The organism is Streptomyces sp. NPDC048420, from assembly GCF_040651535.1.
Classification (GTDB): Bacteria; Actinomycetota; Actinomycetes; order Streptomycetales; family Streptomycetaceae; genus Streptomyces.
This window is the reverse complement of record NZ_JBEZKG010000002.1, coordinates 487,124-505,737: the sequence shown is the minus strand read 5'-3', so window position 1 is coordinate 505,737 and position 18,614 is coordinate 487,124. Positions and strand designations below refer to the sequence as shown.

Below are 18,614 nucleotides of genomic sequence, written 5' to 3'. Positions count from 1 at the left end.
TTCAGGAGGAGAGCGGGGACAGTTTTTCGTCGAGCCGCCCGTCCGTGATGTCGAACAAGTCATGGAGGTGCCCGTCAGGCCGGACGACGATTCCGCGTGGCGCACCGTTCAGCAGCTTGGCCAGGCGATAGCTGGGGCGCCCTTCCAGATCGACGACCGCGAGACGCTCGCCCCATTTCTCCCGCACCTGGCGTACGGTCTGCTGCCATTCGCTCCAGGAATACGATTCGCCCGGATGCAGCGCCACGGTGTGGCGGTGCCGGTCGATCCGCAGAAATCCGTCGCTTTCCCTGGCCTCATAAGTGCACGGAACGCGTCGGCCGAGCTGCCCGCCGCGCTCGGGCGCGTAATCGATGTCGAACTGGGCGAGTTTCGGTGCCAGCGCCCGGTCGAAGAATCCGGACACGGTACCCAGCCGCATGGCCGCGTCCCGCAGGAGGATGTCCCGCCTCTTCTCGAAGAGGCCGATCCGCGCGAGCCTGGCCGTGTCGGCGCCGACCTTCTGCATGGTGCTCTTTCGTTCGGCGCCGTAGGAGTCCAGGGCCGGGAGCCGGCTGTCGCGCAGTGCGGTGATCAGGCGCCAGGCCAGGTTCACGGCGTCCTGGACGCAGCTGTTGAGTCCTTGCCCGCCTGCCGGATGCACGACGTGGGCCGCGTCGCCCGCCAGGAAGACCCGCTGTCCTGAGCGGAAGGTCCGCGCGGTTCTGACGTCCGCCGTGAAAACGGCGCTGAACCTCATGCCGCGCAGCTTCTGCGCCCCCGGGACACGGGTCCTGAGCACCTCCGCGAAGTGCCGGGCGTCCGGGACCTCGTCCTCCTTGAGCTCGGGCGGGGCGCTGGCGGCCACCCTGAAGAAGCCGTCACCGAGCGGGGCGATCGCCGCGTTGCCGTGCGAGGTGAAGAAGTACGCCGTCTCCTGCGAGGTCCGCTGGTCGTCCAGCTCGGCGTCGGTGATGATCAGCCTGGTCGGCATGGAGATGCCGTCGAACCCGATGCCGCACAGTTCCCGCACCGTGCTGCGGGATCCGTCGGCGCCGACGAGGAACTTGGCCGCGCCTTCGACGCTCTCGCCGTCGGGGCCCTTGAGCGTGTAGTGGACACGCCCCGGTTCCTCGCGGATGTCGAGGAGTTCGTATCCGTCCTCGACGCGTCCGCCGAGTTCCTCGAACCGTCGGGTGAGGAGGTCCTCGGTCCTGTCCTGGGGGATCGTGACGCCGTACGGATACCTGGTGTGCGGGAGGGAGTCGAGCCGGATCCTGGCCGCGAGCCGCTTCTCCGAGTAGTAGGTCAGGTCCCGGAAGGTGTGGCCGGTGGCCACGATCTCCTCGCAGAGGTCGATGCGTTCGGCGAGTTCCAGGATGCGCGGCCAGAGAATGGTGGCCCGGGAGTGGGGGCTGCGGCGGATCTTCCGGTCGAAGATCCGTACGCTTCGGCCGGCCCGGGCCAGTTCGCAGGCGACCCACAGTCCGGTCGGGCCCGCTCCGCAGACCACGACGTCGTCCTCTTCGGTCATTCTCCCCAGCTCCTCTCGCAGTGGTGCGGTGCCACGTCCCACCCGCGCACGTCCGCCCAGCCGTCCCCGGTCGCCGGCTGCCTGCCGAGGACCGCCGCGACTCCCCGGCAATTTCCCGGGAGTTCGACATCGGCCGGGTCCCTGCGCAGGAAACGGGCGCCGAAGAACTTCAGTACGGCTCCGTGCGCGACCACGAGCACGGCCTTGTCCGCGCCCGCGCTGTGCGGGCGGCCTTCGGCGATCGAGGACAGCCCCCGGCAGAACCTGTCCAGCGCGGCGGTCGCGGTCTCCCCGCCGGGTGGTGCGTAGCCGTATTCCGTCTGCAGCCGACGCATGTCCGCCGGATGGCACCGGGCGTATTCCTTCGCCGACAGGCCGTCGAGTTCGCCCAGGTCCCGCTCACGCAGCGCGGGCACGGTGATGCGGGGCGCCCGGATCTGCCGGGCGATCAGGTCCGCCGTCTCGACGGACCTGCTCAGGTCGGAGGAGGCCACCAGGTCCCACCGCCGGCGGTCGAGCCGCTGCGCGACGGCCCGGGCCTGCGCCCGGCCGGTTTCGTTCAGGGGGATGTCGACGTGGGCCTGGAAGCGGCCCTCGTGGTTGTAGGCGGTTTCACCATGCCGGATCAGCACGCAGCGCATAGGGGCTATCCCGCCGTGACGTCGGGCCAGACCAACGTGGCGGCCCCCCAGGTGGCACCGCCACCGAACGCGGTGAGCAGTACGCGGTGGCCGGGACTGAGGGCTCCGTCGACGGTGCCGTCGGCGAGGGCCAGCGGAATGGACGCGGCGGAGGTGTTGCCGACGCGGTCGATGTTCACCAGGGCCCGCTCGGCCGGCAGGCCCAGCTGTTCGGCCACGGCCTGGATGATGCGTGTGTTCGCCTGGTGCGCGACCAGCCGGTCGACGTCGGACACCTCCCACCCGGTGCGCGCCAGCACGGTGCGGGAGGACTCGCTCATCCGCTGTACGGCGGTACGGAAGACCTCCTTGCCCATCATGCGGAAGTACGGGTCCGCGTCCCCCGCCAAGGGCCCCTGGGAGCGGTGTTCGGCTCCTCCGCCGCGGACGGTGATGAGGTCGGCGAGGCTCCCGTCGCTGCCGAGGCTGACGTCCCGGACGGCGCCGGGTTCGTCGCTCTCCCCGGCCCGCAGCACCACGGCGCCCGCGCCGTCCCCGAAGATGACGCTCGTGGTGCGGTCCTCGGGGTCGAGGAGCGTGCTGAACGACTCCGCGCCGATGACGAGGACGCTCTCGGCGAGGTGTGCGACCACGGCGGCGGCCGCGGTGTGCAGGGCGTACAGGAATCCGGAGCACACGGCGGCGACGTCGAACGCCGGTACGCCGACAAGCCCCATCCGGGTGGCGACGGTCGGTGCGGTGGCCGGGCAGATCCGGTCCGGGGTGGTGGTGGCGACGACGACCAGGTCGACGTCGTCGGTCCCGGCACTCTTCAGGGCCCGTCGGCCGGCCTCGGCCGCGAGGTCGCTGGTGGTGGTGCCGGGGGTGATGACATGGCGCTGGGCGATCCCGGTCCGGGTTCGGATCCAAGTGTCCGAGGTGTCGAGGCGGCGGGCCAGTTCGTCGTTGGTGACCACGCGGGGCGGTACGAAGCCGCCCAGGCCGGTCAGTACCGCTGCTCGGGTCATGAGGCCACGTCCTGTGTCGGCAGCTGGTGGGTCACGGCGGACCGCACCTGGATTCCGGCGAGTTCGGCGACGACGTCGAGCGTGCGCCAGGTCCCGCCGCCCATGCGCAGCAGGCCCAGGTTCTCCAGGCTCGCCGCCACCGGGATGCCGTGTCCGGCGCGGTCGGGCCGGGCGGCCGTCATCGTGGTCTGCCGCATCCACAGGGTGTTGCTGTCCCGGCGCCGGATGCCGTCGACGTCGTAGAGCATGACCTGCGCGAGTTGGAGGGCCGTGACGAAGGCGTCGACCATGGAGACCCCCGGCCGGTAACTCCCTTCGAGGCCGCGGTCGGGCGTCGGAGCGGGCCCCTCGGTGACGACGTCGAGTTCCGCGGTCGCGCGCAGGCCCTCGTGGTCGACCTCGACCTCGCGGACGCTCTGCCGCCGCCGGGTGAAACCCTCCCCGAAGTAGCGCTGCGCGCCGGGTCCCAGCAGGGCGGAGAAGTCGTCGTACACCGCCTCACCCACGACGGGCCGGACCGGCGCGTGATCGACCTCGCAGCGCACCCGCATGGTGCCGGCCGTGCAGTCGATCGTGGAGCGGCGGCGGGCCGGATTCCCCTCGGCCGGGGCGGTGCCCCGCAAGGTCGCCCGCACCGGGATGCGGTGCAGGTCCTCCTGGGGGCTGGTGCCCGCCGAGAGCTTCACGGCACGCAGCCACGCGTCCTGGTGTCCGGCCCCTTCGGCGGCCGCCGGGCCGGCGAGGCAGACTTCGGCGAGCTGGGCGGCGACGACCAGTCCGTCGATGGTGCTGAAGTGGGGGCGCAGATCCGTCCCGGCCTTGCGCGACCAGTCCGCGGGGTAATGCACCCCCACCGAGGAACTGGCCTGCACGGCACCGTCGTTGCCGCGGGAGACGTGCAACCGCCCGGGCTCGTAGCGGACTCGGCGAAATCCCCGGCCGAAGAAGCGCTGCTCGGCCGGTCCCAGTCGATCGTCTATGGACGCCAGCATGGTGCGTACTGAAGAGGCGGTCATCAATGTCCCGTCTGTGGGCCGCTACCGAAAACAGATGGAAATTTGACGCGCTCTTTGCCGTGGTTAACATATTGGCAATGAACGCCTCGGCGGGAAGACATTTCCCTTCCCGCCGGTCGCCCCCAAATGCTGGGATGCACCACCTAGTTGTGTCAAGCGGCAAAAATTTGCCGCTTCAACCTCTTGGTTTTCCGGCTAGAATGACCAGCGCGCAGACAGTTACGCAGGCATCAAGGCGACCATGCGCATGTCCGGGTAATAGGCCGGAAGCAAAACCCGGGAGGTGACCTGCAGCTCATTCGACGAAATATGCGGAAGGGAAAGTCGAAATACTCCACCCTGCCGGAACGCGACGATGAAAGGCCCGGCAGTCCACAGCTCCTCGAAATCGGGTTCCCGTCGCACGATCTCCAGAATACTTCTCAGATTCGGGTCGTCCGGATGCCGATGAAGAGCGAACCGGAGCTGCGCGAGATACCAGGCGACCTGCTCACGCCAGTCCACCAACTGCGTCCGCGCCTCGGGCTCCGCCAGGATCCAACGCAGCAGGTTGGCCCCCGGTTCACGGGACCAGACGAACCAGTCCCGCATCAGATCGTTCGCGCCGACAAGGTTCCACGCCCGGTCGACGAGATAGACGGGACAGCTCGTCTGTCCGGCGATGAAATCCCTGATCCAGTCCATCCGGCCGTCGTCCTCCGACTGCTCGGACTGCCCCTCGTCCGATACCTCGGACATTTGATACGCGTACAACGCCGTACGTTCTCCGGGGCCCAAGGAAAGCGCGTCAGCGAGGTTCGTAAGGGTTTCCGGAGTGAGCGGTACACGCGTGCCGCTCTCCAGTGCCCTGTACCATCGCTCACTCACTCCCATGAGCTGAGCAACTTCTCGCTGTGTCAGCATCTTTCCCCGGCCGGATCTCTCTCCGGCCTCCACCCGCCAGGCGCGTAACAGAGCGGGAAGTCCCACCGAATCAGCCGAAAACTGGCCGCCGTCCCACATTTGTCTTTCTTTCTCTCGGCTCCCCCTACGTTCCCATCCTATGCAGGCGGGAACAGTAGAACGTGTTCGACAAATCGCTCCAGAAAGGTGTCCGCCGTGTGCCAGCCCTCTCGTACGACCCGTCCGCGGCCCGATCGCCGGGTGGTGGTCACCGGACTCGGAGCGATCAGCCCGTTGGGCGTGGGCGCTCCCGAGCTGTGGGCGGGACTCCTCGACGGCCGTTGTGGTGTACGGCCCCTCGACGGCCCCGAATTCGACGGCCAGCCGATACGCATCGCCGCGACCGTTCCCGTCGAACCCGGCTCCCTGCTGCCCCGCCCGCAGGCACGGCGCATGAACCGGGCAGCCCAGTTCGCGGTGCTCGCCGCCCGTGAGGCGTGGCGGGACGCCGGGTTGGACGTGGGCGGCACCCGGGACAGCGAGCTGGACCCCACCCGCACCGGCGTCTCGGTCGGCAGCATCATCGGCGGCTTACCCGTCCTGGTGGACCAGGACCGGCGGCTGCGTGAGCGAGGCCCGCGCTCGGTCTCCCCGCTCACCGCTGCCATGGCCGTCCCCTCCCAGGCCGCCTCCCAGATCTCCCTCGACCTGCACATCACCGGCGAGGCACGGACCGTGGTGAGCGCCTGCGCGTCCGGCACCGAAGCCATCGGCCAGGCCGTGGACCGCATCCGGTACGGCCACCTCGACCTCGTACTCGCGGGTGGTGCCGAAGCCGCGGTCACGCCGGCGGTGATGGCGGCGTTCGCGTCCATGCGCGCGCTGTCCACGCGCAACGACGACCCGTTGGCCGCCTCCCGGCCCTTCGACCGGCACCGCACCGGATTCGTCAACGGCGAGGGCGCCGGCCTCCTCGTGCTGGAGTCGGAGGAACACGCGCTGGCGCGCGGGGCCCGGATCTACTGCGAGGCCGCAGGCTGGGGCCTGTCCGCCGACGCTCACCACCTGGCCGCCCCCGATCCGACCGGCGTCGGCATCGAGCGCGCTGTCCGACGCGCCCTCGTCGACGCGGAGGCCGGCACGGAGGACGTGATGCACGTCAACGCGCACGCGACGGGGACCATCGACGGCGACGCGGCGGAAGCGAGAGCCCTGCGCACCCTGTTCGGCGCCGGGAACGTGCCGGTGACCGCGCCCAAGGGCGGCCTCGGCCACCTCCAGGGCGCCGCGGGAGGCGTCGAGGCGGTCGCCACGGCGCTCACCCTCCACCACGGGGTGGTCCCGCCCACCATCGGCTGCGACGACCTCGACGAGAACATCGGCCTCGACGTCGTACGCAAGACGACCCGTGTGTTGTCCGCGAGGGGAGACCTGGTGCTGAGCAACTCGTTCGGCTTCGGGGGCCACAACGCGGTCCTGGCCCTCAGACGCCGCTGAGTTCGGCTTACGCATCCGGGCGGGCGGTGCCACCGCTTGCGCGAGAAGGATCACTGGACCCGCCGGTCACCAGCGCGGACTGCGGCAGCCGCGGGGCGAGGGCCAGCATGCCCGGCACCGTCACCAGGGCGAGCGCCGCCAGGGCGATCCATGGGGCCGCGCTCGACACGTCGAACAGCAGCGAGAACAGCAGCGGGGCGACGACCGTGGCGATCGCGAAGGAGTACTGGAACACCGCGATGTAACGCCCTCGGATATCGGCGGGCGCGGCATCGGCGGACAGCGCGTTCGACACGGGAGAGTGCACGAGCTGAGCCGCCGAGTAGCACAGCACCGCCACGGTGAGACAGGGGACCCACAAAGCCCGGGGCAACCAGAGCGGACCGGCCGTCAGACCCGCCCACACAGCCCAGAGCACACCGGCCAGGCACAGCGACGTGTGTCGGGGCAGAGGTCGGACCAGGCGGACGACCGACGTCTGGAGCACGGCCTGGACGACCGTGTTCATCGCCAGCAGGGGACCGACCACCCAGGTCACGGCGGGCAGTTGGCGGTCGATGAAGGGCGGGAAGGCGACGCTGAGCATGACGTTGCACAGCGCGAACGCCGTGTTCAGTCCCACGAGCCCCAGATAGGGACGGTCGGCCCAGAGCGCCCGGTAGCCGCGGCTGCTTCCCTCCGTCTTCTCCGGCTCCTCACGATCTGCCGTGACGGGCAGAGCCGCGCTGCGCGGAACTCCCCGTTCGAGCAGTACGGCGGCCACCAGCAACAGGCAGGCGCAGGCACCGATCGCCCCTCGATACATGGGGCCCGACTTCACCGACAGGGCGACACCCGCGACGATCGCGCCGACCCCGTAGCCCGCCGCACGCAACGAGCCGATGATGCCGAACCACCGCTCGCGGGAGTGCCCACCGGGATCGCGGTCGGAGAGATTGCTGACGAGGGTGAAGGCGGAGGACCAGAAGGCCCGTTGCCCCAGTGAGGCGACGGTCGCGGCCAGGAGGATCGCCGTATCGCCGCGGACCATGAGGTACCCCAGGAAGCCCGCCGCCTGGAGCAGCTGCGCGACCAGCACGACCGGCTTGGGTCCGAGCCGGTCGACGAGACGGCCGATCCACAGCGGCAACGGCAGGGAAAGCAGGCCGGCCAGGCTCAGCAAGGTGCCCACCCGCACCAGCGACGCGCCCGAACTCGCCGACAGATAGAGCATGGACAACGGGACGAACAGCCCGTTCACCACGGAGTCGACCATCAGTACAAGGAAGACCGCCGTCCCGGCCGCGTTCCGCCGGGCCCTCACCGGCCCCGAACCGGGCGCGCTCGGCCTCCACCCCGGCCACCGCAAGGCCCGCCTCCCCGACCCCGTCAAGAATCCCCCCGACTGCCGCGCCGGCATACGGGACGGCCACAGTCGAACGTCCCGCAGCACATATCCCCCACCGCGAACCGACAACCCATCACCACACGAACCTTTGGCAAGCCCTTACGGTCCGGACGACACGGCACCTCACGCAACACCGTGGCCCCGACCAGAAGAACTGATCGGGGCCACGAAACCGCTGGTCAGGAGCGCAAGGCGACCCTGACCGCCGTAGGCCCTGTGGGACTCGAACCCACAACCAATGGATTAAAAGTCCACTGCTCTGCCAATTGAGCTAAGGGCCCAGGCGATGTTGCCTCCCCGAGCATAGCCGGACGTGGCCGTGTCTCCGATCGGGTATCGGGGGACACGGCCGCGTCGAGGCGGCGGAACGGGGTGGAAGATCAGGGATCGACCGGTTCGGGGGCGTTCGCGCGGGCGGACTCGCGGGCCTTGGTGCGCTCGTGCTCGGGGTTCAGGAACCAGTGCCGGGCCGAGGCCTGCCACCAGATCCAGGCGAAGCCGAGGACGACCAGGACGGCGATCGGGGCGTAGTTGAAGGTCTCCCAGGTGACCGGGGAGACCTGGGGGAGCATGAACAGCACCGTGATCACGCCGACCCATGCCACCGACACCACGCCGATGATCCGGGACCAGCGGCCCAAGTGCCACGGCCCCCGGTCGAACGCGTCGCCCTTGCGCAGCCGCAGCAGCGTCGGGATGACGTACGCGATGTAGAGGCCGATGACGGCGATGGACGTCACCGCCGCGTACGCCGTGACGTTGATCAGGTACGGCAGGCCCAGCAGGAGCGCCCCGCCCGCGGCCAGCCACACCGCCGCCACCGGGGTCCGCGTACGCGGGCTCACCGTGTGCCACACGTGCGAGAACGGCAGCGCTCCGTCGCGTGAGAAGGCGTAGATCATGCGGCTGTTGGCGGTCACCGACGCCATCCCGCAGAACAGCTGGGCGCCGATCACGACCAACAGCAGGAGTTTGCCGGCCGTGGCGCCGAGCGCGTCCAGGAGGATCTGGGCCGGCGGTGCCCCCGTCGGCGACGACAGCGCGCCGTCGTACGACTGGATCGCGAACGTGAAGCCGAGGAGCAGCACGAAGCCCGCGATCCAGGACGTCCAGATCGACTGCACGATGCCCTTCGGGCCCGCCGTCGAGGCGTCGTGGGTCTCCTCGGTCATATGGGCCGAGGCGTCGTAGCCGGTGAAGGTGTACTGAGCCATCAACAACCCCAGCAACACCACGTACACCCCGCTCCCCCAGCCCGTGTTGTTCACGAACTCACCGAAGACGAAGGACGCCGACTGGTGGTGGTCCGGGGCGAAGGTCAGCGCGCCGACGATCACCGCCACACCCACCACGTGCCACCACACGCTCACGCTGTTCAGCAGCGCGACGATCCGCACGCCGAAGGTGTTCAGCAGACCGTGCAGGATCAGGATCCCGGCGAACAGGAGGATCGTGCGGCCGGGCGTCACCTCGAAGTCGAACTGGAGGTTCAGGTAGGCGCCGAGGAAGGACGCGGCCCCGAAGTCGATGCCCGCCGTCACCGCCACCTGCCCCAGCACGTTGAACCAGCCCGTGAACCACGCCCAGGCGGCCGCGGTCCGGGGCTGGGCCAGCTTGTGCGCCCAGAAGTACAGGCCCGCCGAGGTCGGGTACGCCGAACAGATCTCGGCCATCGACAGCCCGACGAACAGCGTCATCAGGCCTACGGCTACCCAGCCCCAGGTGATCACGGCCGGGCCGCCCGTGTTCATGCCGAACAGATACAGCGTCAGACAGCCCGACAGAACCGAGATGATCGTGAAGGAGACCGCGTAGTTGGAGAACGCCGACATGCGGCGGGCGAGGACCTGCGTGTAGCCGAGCTGGGCAAGCCGTTCTTCGTCGGAGAGGCCCGAGTCGGAAGGGCCCTTCTGCCCGCTCGCTATGGCGTCATCTGTCATGCCCCCAGCGATTCCCACCCTGGGGGCGTGACACACGTCACAACTTGGCCGAGAAGTGCCCCTCTAGAAAAGGCCCTTGTAACCCTGCCAGCCGGTGGCGATCTTCACCCGCGCCCCGAACGACCCCTTGCCGTCACCGCTGTTGCGCCAGACGTTCCCGCCGGTGTCCCGGGAGACCAGGTCCGCCCTGCCGTCCCCGGTGATGTCCCCGACACCCACGACCACGTTGTACGAACCGCCCCACGCCGTGAACAGCTTCGTCCGCGCCGAGAACGTCCCGTTGCCCTTGCCGTAGTACCGGTAGAGGTTGTTGGACTTGTCCTGCGCGAGCAGATCCCCGATGCCGTCGCCGTTGAGGTCCCCGGTGCCGACGATCTTCTTGTACGTCTTCCAGTTGTCGTAGAGCTTCACGCGGGCGGAGAGCTTTCCGGCGCTGGTGCCCTTGTAGAGATAGACCGTGCCGGTCGAAGCACCCCGCGCGATCAGGTCGGGACGGCCGTCCCCCGTCACGTCACCGGGGTAGGTCAGCACGTCGTACTGGTTCCAGCCCGAACTGCCGAGCGTCGTGTACGGCGTTGACGTCTTGAACTCGGCGCTGCAACCCGGCTTGTACAGACGCAGGGCACCACTGGCCAACCGCATCAGGATGTCGTTGCAGCGGTCGCCGCTCAGGTCGCCGAAGGGAAGCGGCTTCACCGTACTCGCCCAGCCCCTGCTGGGGATGTCCCCGGTGAACGTGCCCTTGCCCGTGCCCTGGTGGAAGGAGAGCGTGCCCGAGGAACTCTGGGTGAGCAGGTCGCCGACGGCGTCGCTGCCGCCCACGTGGTGGTGGCGGGCCGGGCGGCCGTCGATCAGCCCGACCGTGCCGGTCCACGACGGCGCGGCCCCGACGCCGTCCGCCGGGGTGACCGAGAGCGTCCAGTCGTAGGGGCCGTCGGTCAGGACCTTCCCGTTGGAGTCGGTCCCGGGCCAGCCGACGTCCAGCCCGCCGCGCGCGGCACCGCCGTCCCGCGTGTACACGACCTTGCCCGTCGCCTTGGAACGCACGGTCAGCCGCGAGCTCGCCGTCGGCTTCGACAGCATCAGAGAGACCAGGGTGTCGGGCGTCGTGTCGATCTCCTGCGCCGTGACGGACGGCGCCTTCGTGACCGGTGCGAGCAGCCGCAGCGGCTGCTGCGCCACGCCCGACGGTACGAGGTGCACCTGCTCCCGGGCGTCCACGTAGGCCGCGTTCGCGCCGGACTCGTCGACGGTCCAGCGCACGTCCCGCTGAGAGGTCCCGGTGTCGGGCAGGTCCCCGATCACCCGGCTCGCGGCCGTGCCGTCGGTGAACGTCGTCAGCGTCAGCTTCCCGGCCCGCTTGTCGTGCGTGACGACGAACCCGTCACCGAGCTTGGCCTCGCCCGCCGGCACGGGCACGGACTTCTTCGCCGTACGGTCGTAGACCCCGGCCCGGCCGTCGCAGGTCCAGTACAGGTAGCGGCCGAGCGCCTGGAGTTCGGTGGGCACACAGCCGGCGTCCGTCGTCACCGTCTCGACGGTCTTCTTCGTCGTCAGGTTGTACGCCGTGACGGCACCGGCGGTCGACCCCGCCGTCCACAGGAGCTCGCCGTCGAGGGCGGCGGCGCCCGGGGTGCGGGTGACCTTGGGACCGGAGCTGTCGCCGAGCCTGAGCACGGTCTGCTGGGTCGCCGTCGTGTGGATCACGTACTGGCCGGAGACGTCGGTGATCCGCCCGCCCGCGGGGACGTAGTTCTCCGAGAAGTCGTACGCCCCGGGCCCGCTCGCCCTGATCCGCTCGTTGGTGGCGGTGTCCCGCGTCAGCCACACCGCCCGGTTGTCGGCCGTACCGAACACGGCACAGCCGCCCTCCGCCGCAGGGCAGGAGTAGAGCATCATGTCGGTGCCGTCGTAGTTCGAACGCGTCCCGTAGGTGGGCGCCCCGGCGGCGGCGACGGTCCGCAGGTAGAGGTCCCGCGTGCCGGCCCGGCTGTCGTCCGCGACCAGCAGCCGCCCCTGCTCCAGGGCCAGACCCTGGATCTTGTACGCCGGTTTCGGCAGCGCCTTGACCATGCTCACGATGGGCTTGCCGTCCGCGTCGGCGTGGATGCGCTGGAGGCCCCAGTCGTCGGCGCCGGTACGGCCGACGGCGACGGCGTCCCCGTAGGCCGAGGCGGAGACACGGGCGTTCGAGTCGGCGAGCAGGGTGATCGGGGGGCCGCCCGCGATCGGTACGGCGGTGACCTTACTGCCACCGGCCGGATGGTGGACGAGCCAGTCGCCCACGACGGAGAGCTCGTCGGCGGGGCTCACACCGTCGGCGCCGTCCAGGGACACTTCCACGGGCGGTGCCGAGAGGTCGGCGCGGGAGTACACGTACGCCTTCGAGGCGGTGTCGCCCGCGTAGTGCACCAGGTAATCGGGCGACAGGAGGGCGGAGTTGCCGCCGGACAGCGCCGGGGTCCAGTTCTGGACCTGGCCGGTCTCCGGGTCGACGATCACCGACCGGATGGTGCCGTCGAGCGACGCGCGGAAGGCGATGCCGGAGGCGTCCCCCCGCAGCGGCGCACCGATCTGCATGCCCGAGGGCAGGCCGGAGATCGTCAGGTCCCGGGTGCCTCCGTCGGGTCCCGGGCTCAGCAGATGCAGGACCCGGGTACTGATCCCGTCCTCGCCGGTGACGTTCTCGATGGCAACGACCGTACGGCCGTAGACACCGCCGAACACACCGGCGTACCTCGTGGGGATCCGGAGCGTGCTGGTCGTGCCGTCGGCGGCGTCGAACAGCTCGACGCGCCCGTCCTGGTAACGGCGTGCGAGGACGTCGCTGCCCGTGCCGTTGTCGACCGCCAGGCCGCTGCCGGCCGCCGGTACATCGACGGTCGTACCGTCCGCGTACCGCGTCCACACCAGCCCCGAGTGGCCCTCCAGGCGGTGGAAGACACCCTGTTCGCCTGCTCCTTCACCCCCGTAGGCGGTCTCGGCGTACGAGACGGAGGCCGTGGTGTACGAGTCCCGGAACGTCGCCGGCACCACCGTCTCCTGCGCGGTGTCCGCGACGGCGGACGACGGCAGCAACGGGCTCAGACCGGCCGCGAGTACGGCGGAGGCGGCGACGAGGCGTAGACGTACGGCTGCGTGACGAGCCAAGGAAGACACTCCCCGAAGAAGGAGACGGCTGGCCCACCGGTGCACGGTGTCCCTGGCCCCCCGGCCATCACACCCGTCTCATAAGGTGGCTGATCTTACCTTCTCTTCATCTTCCCGGAGAGCGTTTTCTGACGGGGTACACGACAAACGCCGTGGCCCCCCGTCAGGTACGACGGGGGGCCACGGCGTTCACTGTCCGACAGGGTCAGCCGTTGCGCTTCCAGCGCGGCTTGTCGTCGCGGCGCCCGAAGGAACCGGTGCCGGTGCCGCGGTGGTCGTCACGACGGCCGTAGGGGCGGTCGTGGCTGGGGCGGTCGTGGCCGCCGGCCCGGAAGCCGGGGCGGTCGCCCTGACGGTCCCGGTTGAACGGGCGGTCGCTGCCTCGGTGACCGGTGCGGTCGTCACGGCGCTCGAACGAACGGCCGCCGGCCGGGCGGTCGTCGCGACGGAAGCCACCGCGGTCGTTGTCACGGCGCTCGTTGTCCCGACGCTCGAAGGGACGGCCACCACGGTCGTCACGGCGCTCGAACGAACGCCCGCCACGGTCGTCGCGACGGTCATCGCGACGGAAGCCGCCACGGTCGTTGTCACGGCGCTCGTTGTCCCGACGGAAACCACCACGGTCGCTGTCGCGGCGCTCGAACGAACGCCCACCACGGTCATCGCGACGGTCGTTGTCCCGGCGGAAACCACCGCGGTCGTTGTCCCGACGCTCGAACGAACGCCCACCACGGTCGTCACGACGGTCATCGCGACGGAAACCGCCACGGTCGTTGTCCCGACGCTCGAACGAACGCCCACCACGGTCGTCACGACGGTCATCGCGAACCTGCGCCACCGGCTGCTCGGGCACGGACACGGCCTCCGCCGCCTCGGCCACCGCGGCCTGCGCCTCGGCGACGGCCGCCTCCGGGTCCTCACCGCGCTCGCGGGCGACCCGGGCCACCAGACGGTCGGCCTCCTCACGCAGCTCGGTCGCGCGACGCTGCGCCCGCTCCAGTTCCTTGGTGAGCTGGGCGACCTCGCGCTCGGCCTGCTGCGCCGCGTTGGCCGCGGACTCGGACTGGACCTCGGTCATCGAACGGGCGCCGGTGATCTCGGCGACCTCGGGCTCAAAGGCCGTACCGGAGTTGATGATGTGACGCGAGGCGTCGACGCCCGCGTCCTCCATCAGCCGGAAGATCTGCCGGCGCTGGTGCGGCAGGGACAGCGATACGACCGTGCCGGAGCGGCCCGCGCGAGCGGTACGGCCGGAGCGGTGCAGGTAGTCCTTGTGGTCGCCGGCCGGGTCCACGTTCAGGACCAGGTCGATGCCGTCGACGTGGATACCGCGGGCGGCGACGTCGGTCGCGACGAGCGCGTTGACGTAGCCCTCCTTGAAGTCGGCCAGCGTCCGGGTCCGCGCGCCCTGGGTCATGCCGCCGTGCAGCGCGTCGGCCTTGACGCCTGACTCGCGCAGCTGCTCGGCGATGCGGTCCGCGCCCAGCTGGGTCCGGACGAAGATGATGGTGCGGCCCTTGCGGGAGGCGATCGCGGCGGTGACCGGCGCCTTGTCCTTGGGCTTCACGATCAGGATGTGGTGCGACATGGTCGTGACGTTGCCCTGGGCGCTGTCGACCTCGTGCGTGACCGGGTTGCTCAGGTAGCGCTTGACCAGCGTGGAGATCTCGTTCTCCATGGTGGCCGAGAACAGCATCCGCTGGCCGCCGGCCGGGACCTGGTCGAGCAGCTCGGTGACCTCGGGCAGGAAGCCCAGGTCGGACATCTGGTCGGCCTCGTCGAGGACGGCGACCTCGACGTTCTCCAGGGAGCAGGCGCCGCGGTTGATGATGTCGCGCAGCCGGCCCGGGGTGGCGACGAGGATGTCGACGCCGCGCTCGAGGGCGTAGATCTGGTTGCCCATCGACGTACCGCCGCAGACGACCTTCATCTTGAGGCCGAGGACGTCGCCGTAGGGCTGGAGGGCGTCGGCGACCTGCATCGCGAGCTCACGGGTCGGGGTGAGGATGATCGCGCGGGGCTTGTGCTTCTCGGTGCGGCCACCGGCGAGTCGCGCCAGGACCGGCAGACCGAAGGAGAGGGTCTTGCCGGAGCCGGTGCGGCCACGGCCGAGGATGTCCTTGCCGGCCAGGGCGTCCGGGATGGTCGCGGCCTGGATCGGGAAGGGGGTGGTCACGCCGTTCTGCGCGAGCTTGCGCACGACGCCCTCGGGGAGACCGAGGTCGGCGAAGGTGACCGTGGGGGTTTCCACGACAGCCTCGACGATCTCGTCTTCGCCGTTCTCGGGCATGACGGCGTGATCAGAACTGGAAATGGACATGCGTATGCGAAACCTTCCGGAGTCTCGTCGGCACGCGCCCGTCAACTCCGTGATTCGCAATACGACCGCCTCTATGCGGTCAGCCACGGCAAGGGAGAGAACGCGCCACACGGCGCTCTTCTGCTTTGGCGCCGGGCAAATGATCAAACGATCTATAACCATACGCACCCCTCACCCCCGAAGGCAAACCGATGACCTCGGATGTATCCGAGGTCACTCGACGCCTTCCGCCGTCACACCGGCGACCCGGCGGTGGGCGCCGGCTCCCGCTGGCTCAGCTGCGGTCCCGTCTCCGGCTGGGCGGACGACGACGGCTCGGCGGGCGGCGGCGACGGCGTGGGCGAGGCGGGCGGCTCGCTCGACGCGGGCGGCTCCGGGTCGGGCGTACGCGTGGGCGCCGGGTCGGTCTTCGTCGCCGAGGGCACCGGCCTGGCCGACTTCCCCGGCTTCGCCCCCGCCGAGGCCGACGCACTCGCCGAGGCGGACGCGGACGCAGACGCCGACTCCTCCCCGTCCTTCCCCTTGCGGTGCTTGCCGTGCTTGCCGTCCGAGGCTGCCCCGCCGAACCCCGCCGAACCGCCCGAGCCCGCCGAACCCCCGTCCGGCTCGGCCCCGCCCCGCTCACCGGCGGAGTGCGACGGCCTGGCGCTGCCGCCTCCGCCGTCCCCGCCCACGCTCATGCAGCCCGCGGCGGCGGCGACGGCCAGGACCGTGGCGGCCAGACGGACGGGTACGTACAAGGGGCGCACGAGCAGCCACCTCCGAGGGCGGTCGTCAAAGAGTCAACCTGCTCAACTCCCGCCGCCCACAAGAGGACACGCGAACCGGCTATCCATACCCCAGTGCGTGCAGCCGCGCGTCGTCGATCCCGAAGTGATGGGCAATCTCGTGCACCACCGTCACCTCGGTCTCCGCGACCACGTCCGCCCGGGAATCGCACATCCTGAGCGTCGGCCCCCGGTAGATCGTGATCCGGTCCGGCAGCACCCCGGCGTACCACTCGCCCCGGTCGGTCAGCGGAGTGCCCTCGTACAGCCCGAGCAGCTCCGGATCGTCCGTCGGCGGTTCGTCCTCGACGAACACCGCGACGTTGTCCATCAGCCGCGTCAGCTCCGGCGGAATCCGGTCCAACGCCTCAGCCACCAGTTCCTCGAACTCCTCGCGCGTCATCTCCAGCACATGCCCATTCTCCGGTACGACCCCGTCGTACGAGAGTCATGAGCACGCCCGCATATCCACGCGCGCACTTGGGCATACGGGACCAATGGCACGCGTCCCCGCCGCAGCCCGGAAGATCCTGACCGCCGTACAGAAGCCACCGCTCGCCCTCACCCGGCACTACGCCCGCCGCCGTTCCCACCCGTCCGTCGAACTCGTGCACCAACCCCACCCCTGGGGCCGCGCCGTCGGCCTCGTCGCCGTGGTGCTCCTCGGGGCCTGGCTCGGCCTGCTGATCGTCGGCAACGTACGGGTCCCGGTCGGCCCCATGAACACGACGATGACCCTGCGCCCCTCCCTGTCCGGCGGCACGAAGATCAACGTGTCCCCGCTCGGCGCGCTCCAGCTGGACAGCCACCAGGCCCCCGTCCGCCTCGACGTCAACGTCGACCAGCTCGACCCGGAGCGCTCCCAGGCCCTCGTCGACCACCCCGAACGCCTCTCCGGCCTCCAGGACGAGGTCGCGACGGACGTCGAGCACGGCACCCTCGACCTGGCCCTGCGCTCCTGCGTCGCCGTGGTGTCGGGCGCCACGGCCCTCGGCCTCGCGGTCTACCGCCGCCCCCGCCGGGCCCTCGCCGCCGGCGGACTCGCCCTGACCCTCCTGGCCGCCTCGGGCGGCACGGCGTACGCCACCTGGAACCCGGAATCCGTCCTGGAGCCGAAGTTCTCAGGGCTGCTCTCCTCGGCCCCGTCCCTGGTCGGCAACGCCCGCAGCATCGTCACCGAGTTCGACGTCTACCAGAAGGAGTTGGCCCGCCTGGTGACGAATGTGACGAAGCTCTACGACGTCACATCCACGCTCCCCGCCTACCAGCCGGACCCCACCACCATCCGGGTCCTGCACGTCTCCGACATCCATCTGAACCCGGCGAGCTGGAAGATCATCGCCTCCCTTGTGGAGCAGTACAAGGTCAACGTGATCGTCGACTCCGGCGACACCATGGACCACGGCACGGCGGCGGAGAACGGCTTCCTGGACCCGATCCCGGACCTCGGCGCGCCTTACGTCTGGGTCCGCGGCAACCACGACTCCCTCACCACCCAGCGCTACATGGAGGGCCTGAAGCGGGTCCACGTCCTGGACAACGGCAAGGCCGAGACGATCGCCGGCCTGCGCTTCGCGGGGATGGGCGACCCCCAGTTCACCCCCGACCGCTCGACGAACCCCGCGGCGGACGACTCCCAGGAGGCGGCGGGCGCGCGGCTGGCCGCGGCCCTGCGCGCGCAGACGGCGGCCGGCACCCCGGTGGACATCGCGATCGCCCATGAGCCCTCGGCGGCCCGCGAGGTCGACGGCACGGTGCCGATGATCCTGTCCGGCCACCTCCACCACCAGGAGATGGAGGTCATGAAGAAGGGCACCCGCCTGCGCGTCGAGGGCTCGACCGGCGGCAGCGGGCTACGGGCCGTCGAGGGCAAGTACCCCGACCCCATCGAGGCCTCGATCCTGTACATGGACCGCGACACCCGCCGCCTCCAGGCCTGGGACGAGATCAAACTCGGCGGCCTGGGCCTGACGACGGCGGAGGTCAGCCGCCACCTCCCGGAGGACAACCAGCCGGGGGCGACCCCTTCACCCACGGGTTCGCCCACGGCCTCACCCACGGGCAGCCCTTAAACCGTTTTGGCGATACCTCCCGGCATCCCATATGCTTCTCACGTCCCCGACGCGCTGAGAAGCGCCCAGGCGGGCCGATAGCCCTCATCGTCTAGCGGCCTAGGACGCCGCCCTTTCAAGGCGGTAGCACGGGTTCGAATCCCGTTGGGGGCACGCATCACCGTGTGCGACACTGTTCGTGCGCAACGCTTGGTCCTGTGGAGCAGTTTGGAGTGCTCGCCACCCTGTCAAGGTGGAGGCCGCGGGTTCAAATCCCGTCAGGACCGCTGGGACTTCGCAAGAAGCCCCTCGGCTGGGTAGCTCAGTTGGTACGAGCGACCGCCTGAAAAGCGGTAGGTCGCCGGTTCGACCCCGGCCCCAGCCACAGCACAGACCCCGATCTTCGGATCGGGGTCTTGTTGTATATGTCGTGAGCGAGGGCG

General features: G+C 70.0%; 13 protein-coding genes, 4 tRNA genes and 1 pseudogene. 5 read left to right on the top strand and 13 right to left on the bottom strand.

The features are described 5' to 3' along the window. Position 1: 1 nt before the first annotated feature. From AB0D34_RS05050 to AB0D34_RS05025, 6 genes and pseudogenes are all read right to left on the bottom strand, one after another. Positions 2–1,513, bottom strand: coding sequence for an FAD-dependent monooxygenase (locus tag AB0D34_RS05050; protein ID WP_362656524.1), 1,512 nt, complete (start codon positions 1,511–1,513; stop codon positions 2–4). After that, positions 1,510–2,145, bottom strand: a complete 636-nt coding sequence (locus tag AB0D34_RS05045; RefSeq protein ID WP_362656521.1) for a histidine phosphatase family protein — start codon at positions 2,143–2,145, stop codon at positions 1,510–1,512. The genes AB0D34_RS05050 and AB0D34_RS05045 overlap by 4 nt, the downstream gene beginning before the upstream one ends. A gap of 14 nt (positions 2,146–2,159) precedes the next feature. Continuing rightward, entirely contained in the window at positions 2,160–3,161 is a 1,002-nt protein-coding gene (locus AB0D34_RS05040; RefSeq protein WP_362656518.1) for a beta-ketoacyl-ACP synthase III, read from the bottom strand. Further along, entirely contained in the window at positions 3,158–4,153 is a 996-nt protein-coding gene (locus AB0D34_RS05035) for an AvrD family protein (RefSeq protein ID WP_362656515.1), read from the bottom strand. The genes AB0D34_RS05040 and AB0D34_RS05035 overlap by 4 nt, the downstream gene beginning before the upstream one ends. Before the next feature lie 243 nt (positions 4,154–4,396). Next, positions 4,397–4,915: a hypothetical protein gene (locus tag AB0D34_RS05030; RefSeq protein WP_362656657.1), complete on the bottom strand. Its 519-nt coding sequence runs from the start codon at positions 4,913–4,915 to the stop codon at positions 4,397–4,399. A 24-nt stretch (positions 4,916–4,939) separates the two neighbouring features. Next, positions 4,940–5,179, bottom strand: a pseudogene (locus AB0D34_RS05025) (helix-turn-helix transcriptional regulator); the annotation flags it as partial. 96 nt (positions 5,180–5,275) lie between these two features. Here AB0D34_RS05025 and AB0D34_RS05020 point away from each other — a divergent pair. Further along, on the top strand, positions 5,276–6,556 hold the full coding sequence (locus tag AB0D34_RS05020) for a beta-ketoacyl-[acyl-carrier-protein] synthase family protein (RefSeq protein ID WP_362656512.1): 1,281 nt from the start codon (positions 5,276–5,278) through the stop codon (positions 6,554–6,556). 7 nt (positions 6,557–6,563) lie between these two features. On the opposite strand, the gene AB0D34_RS05015 is transcribed toward AB0D34_RS05020, so the two are convergent. The 7 genes from AB0D34_RS05015 to AB0D34_RS04985 form a co-directional block, all read right to left on the bottom strand. Next, on the bottom strand, positions 6,564–7,811 hold the full coding sequence (locus AB0D34_RS05015) for an MFS transporter (RefSeq protein ID WP_362656509.1): 1,248 nt from the start codon (positions 7,809–7,811) through the stop codon (positions 6,564–6,566). Positions 7,812–8,151: 340 nt separating this feature from the next. Next, a tRNA-Lys gene (locus AB0D34_RS05010) sits at positions 8,152–8,224 on the bottom strand. Positions 8,225–8,323: 99 nt separating this feature from the next. Next, entirely contained in the window at positions 8,324–9,883 is a 1,560-nt protein-coding gene (locus tag AB0D34_RS05005) for an amino acid permease (protein ID WP_362656506.1), read from the bottom strand. Positions 9,884–9,946: 63 nt separating this feature from the next. Beyond that, positions 9,947–13,042 carry an FG-GAP-like repeat-containing protein gene (locus tag AB0D34_RS05000; protein WP_362656503.1) on the bottom strand — a complete coding sequence of 1,032 codons (3,096 nt, stop codon included), beginning with the start codon at positions 13,040–13,042 and terminating at the stop codon, positions 9,947–9,949. 196 nt (positions 13,043–13,238) lie between these two features. Beyond that, positions 13,239–15,353, bottom strand: a complete 2,115-nt coding sequence (locus tag AB0D34_RS04995; RefSeq protein WP_362656500.1) for a DEAD/DEAH box helicase — start codon at positions 15,351–15,353, stop codon at positions 13,239–13,241. A 233-nt stretch (positions 15,354–15,586) separates the two neighbouring features. Beyond that, positions 15,587–16,102: a hypothetical protein gene (locus tag AB0D34_RS04990; RefSeq protein ID WP_362656497.1), complete on the bottom strand. Its 516-nt coding sequence runs from the start codon at positions 16,100–16,102 to the stop codon at positions 15,587–15,589. Positions 16,103–16,181: 79 nt separating this feature from the next. Further along, complete coding sequence (locus AB0D34_RS04985) at positions 16,182–16,532, bottom strand: metallopeptidase family protein (RefSeq protein WP_362656495.1); 351 nt, start codon at positions 16,530–16,532, stop codon at positions 16,182–16,184. A gap of 85 nt (positions 16,533–16,617) precedes the next feature. Between AB0D34_RS04985 and AB0D34_RS04980 the strand changes: the two genes are divergently transcribed. From AB0D34_RS04980 to AB0D34_RS04965, 4 genes are all read left to right on the top strand, one after another. Then, the gene (locus tag AB0D34_RS04980; protein WP_362656492.1) at positions 16,618–18,192 is read left to right on the top strand and encodes a metallophosphoesterase; all 1,575 of its coding nucleotides are present in this window, start codon (positions 16,618–16,620) and stop codon (positions 18,190–18,192) included. Between the two features lie 80 nt (positions 18,193–18,272). Next, positions 18,273–18,345, top strand: a tRNA-Glu gene (locus AB0D34_RS04975). A 38-nt stretch (positions 18,346–18,383) separates the two neighbouring features. After that, positions 18,384–18,458 (top strand) — tRNA-Asp (locus AB0D34_RS04970). A 24-nt stretch (positions 18,459–18,482) separates the two neighbouring features. Next, positions 18,483–18,556 (top strand) — tRNA-Phe (locus AB0D34_RS04965). The last annotated feature ends 58 nt before the right edge of the window (positions 18,557–18,614 follow it).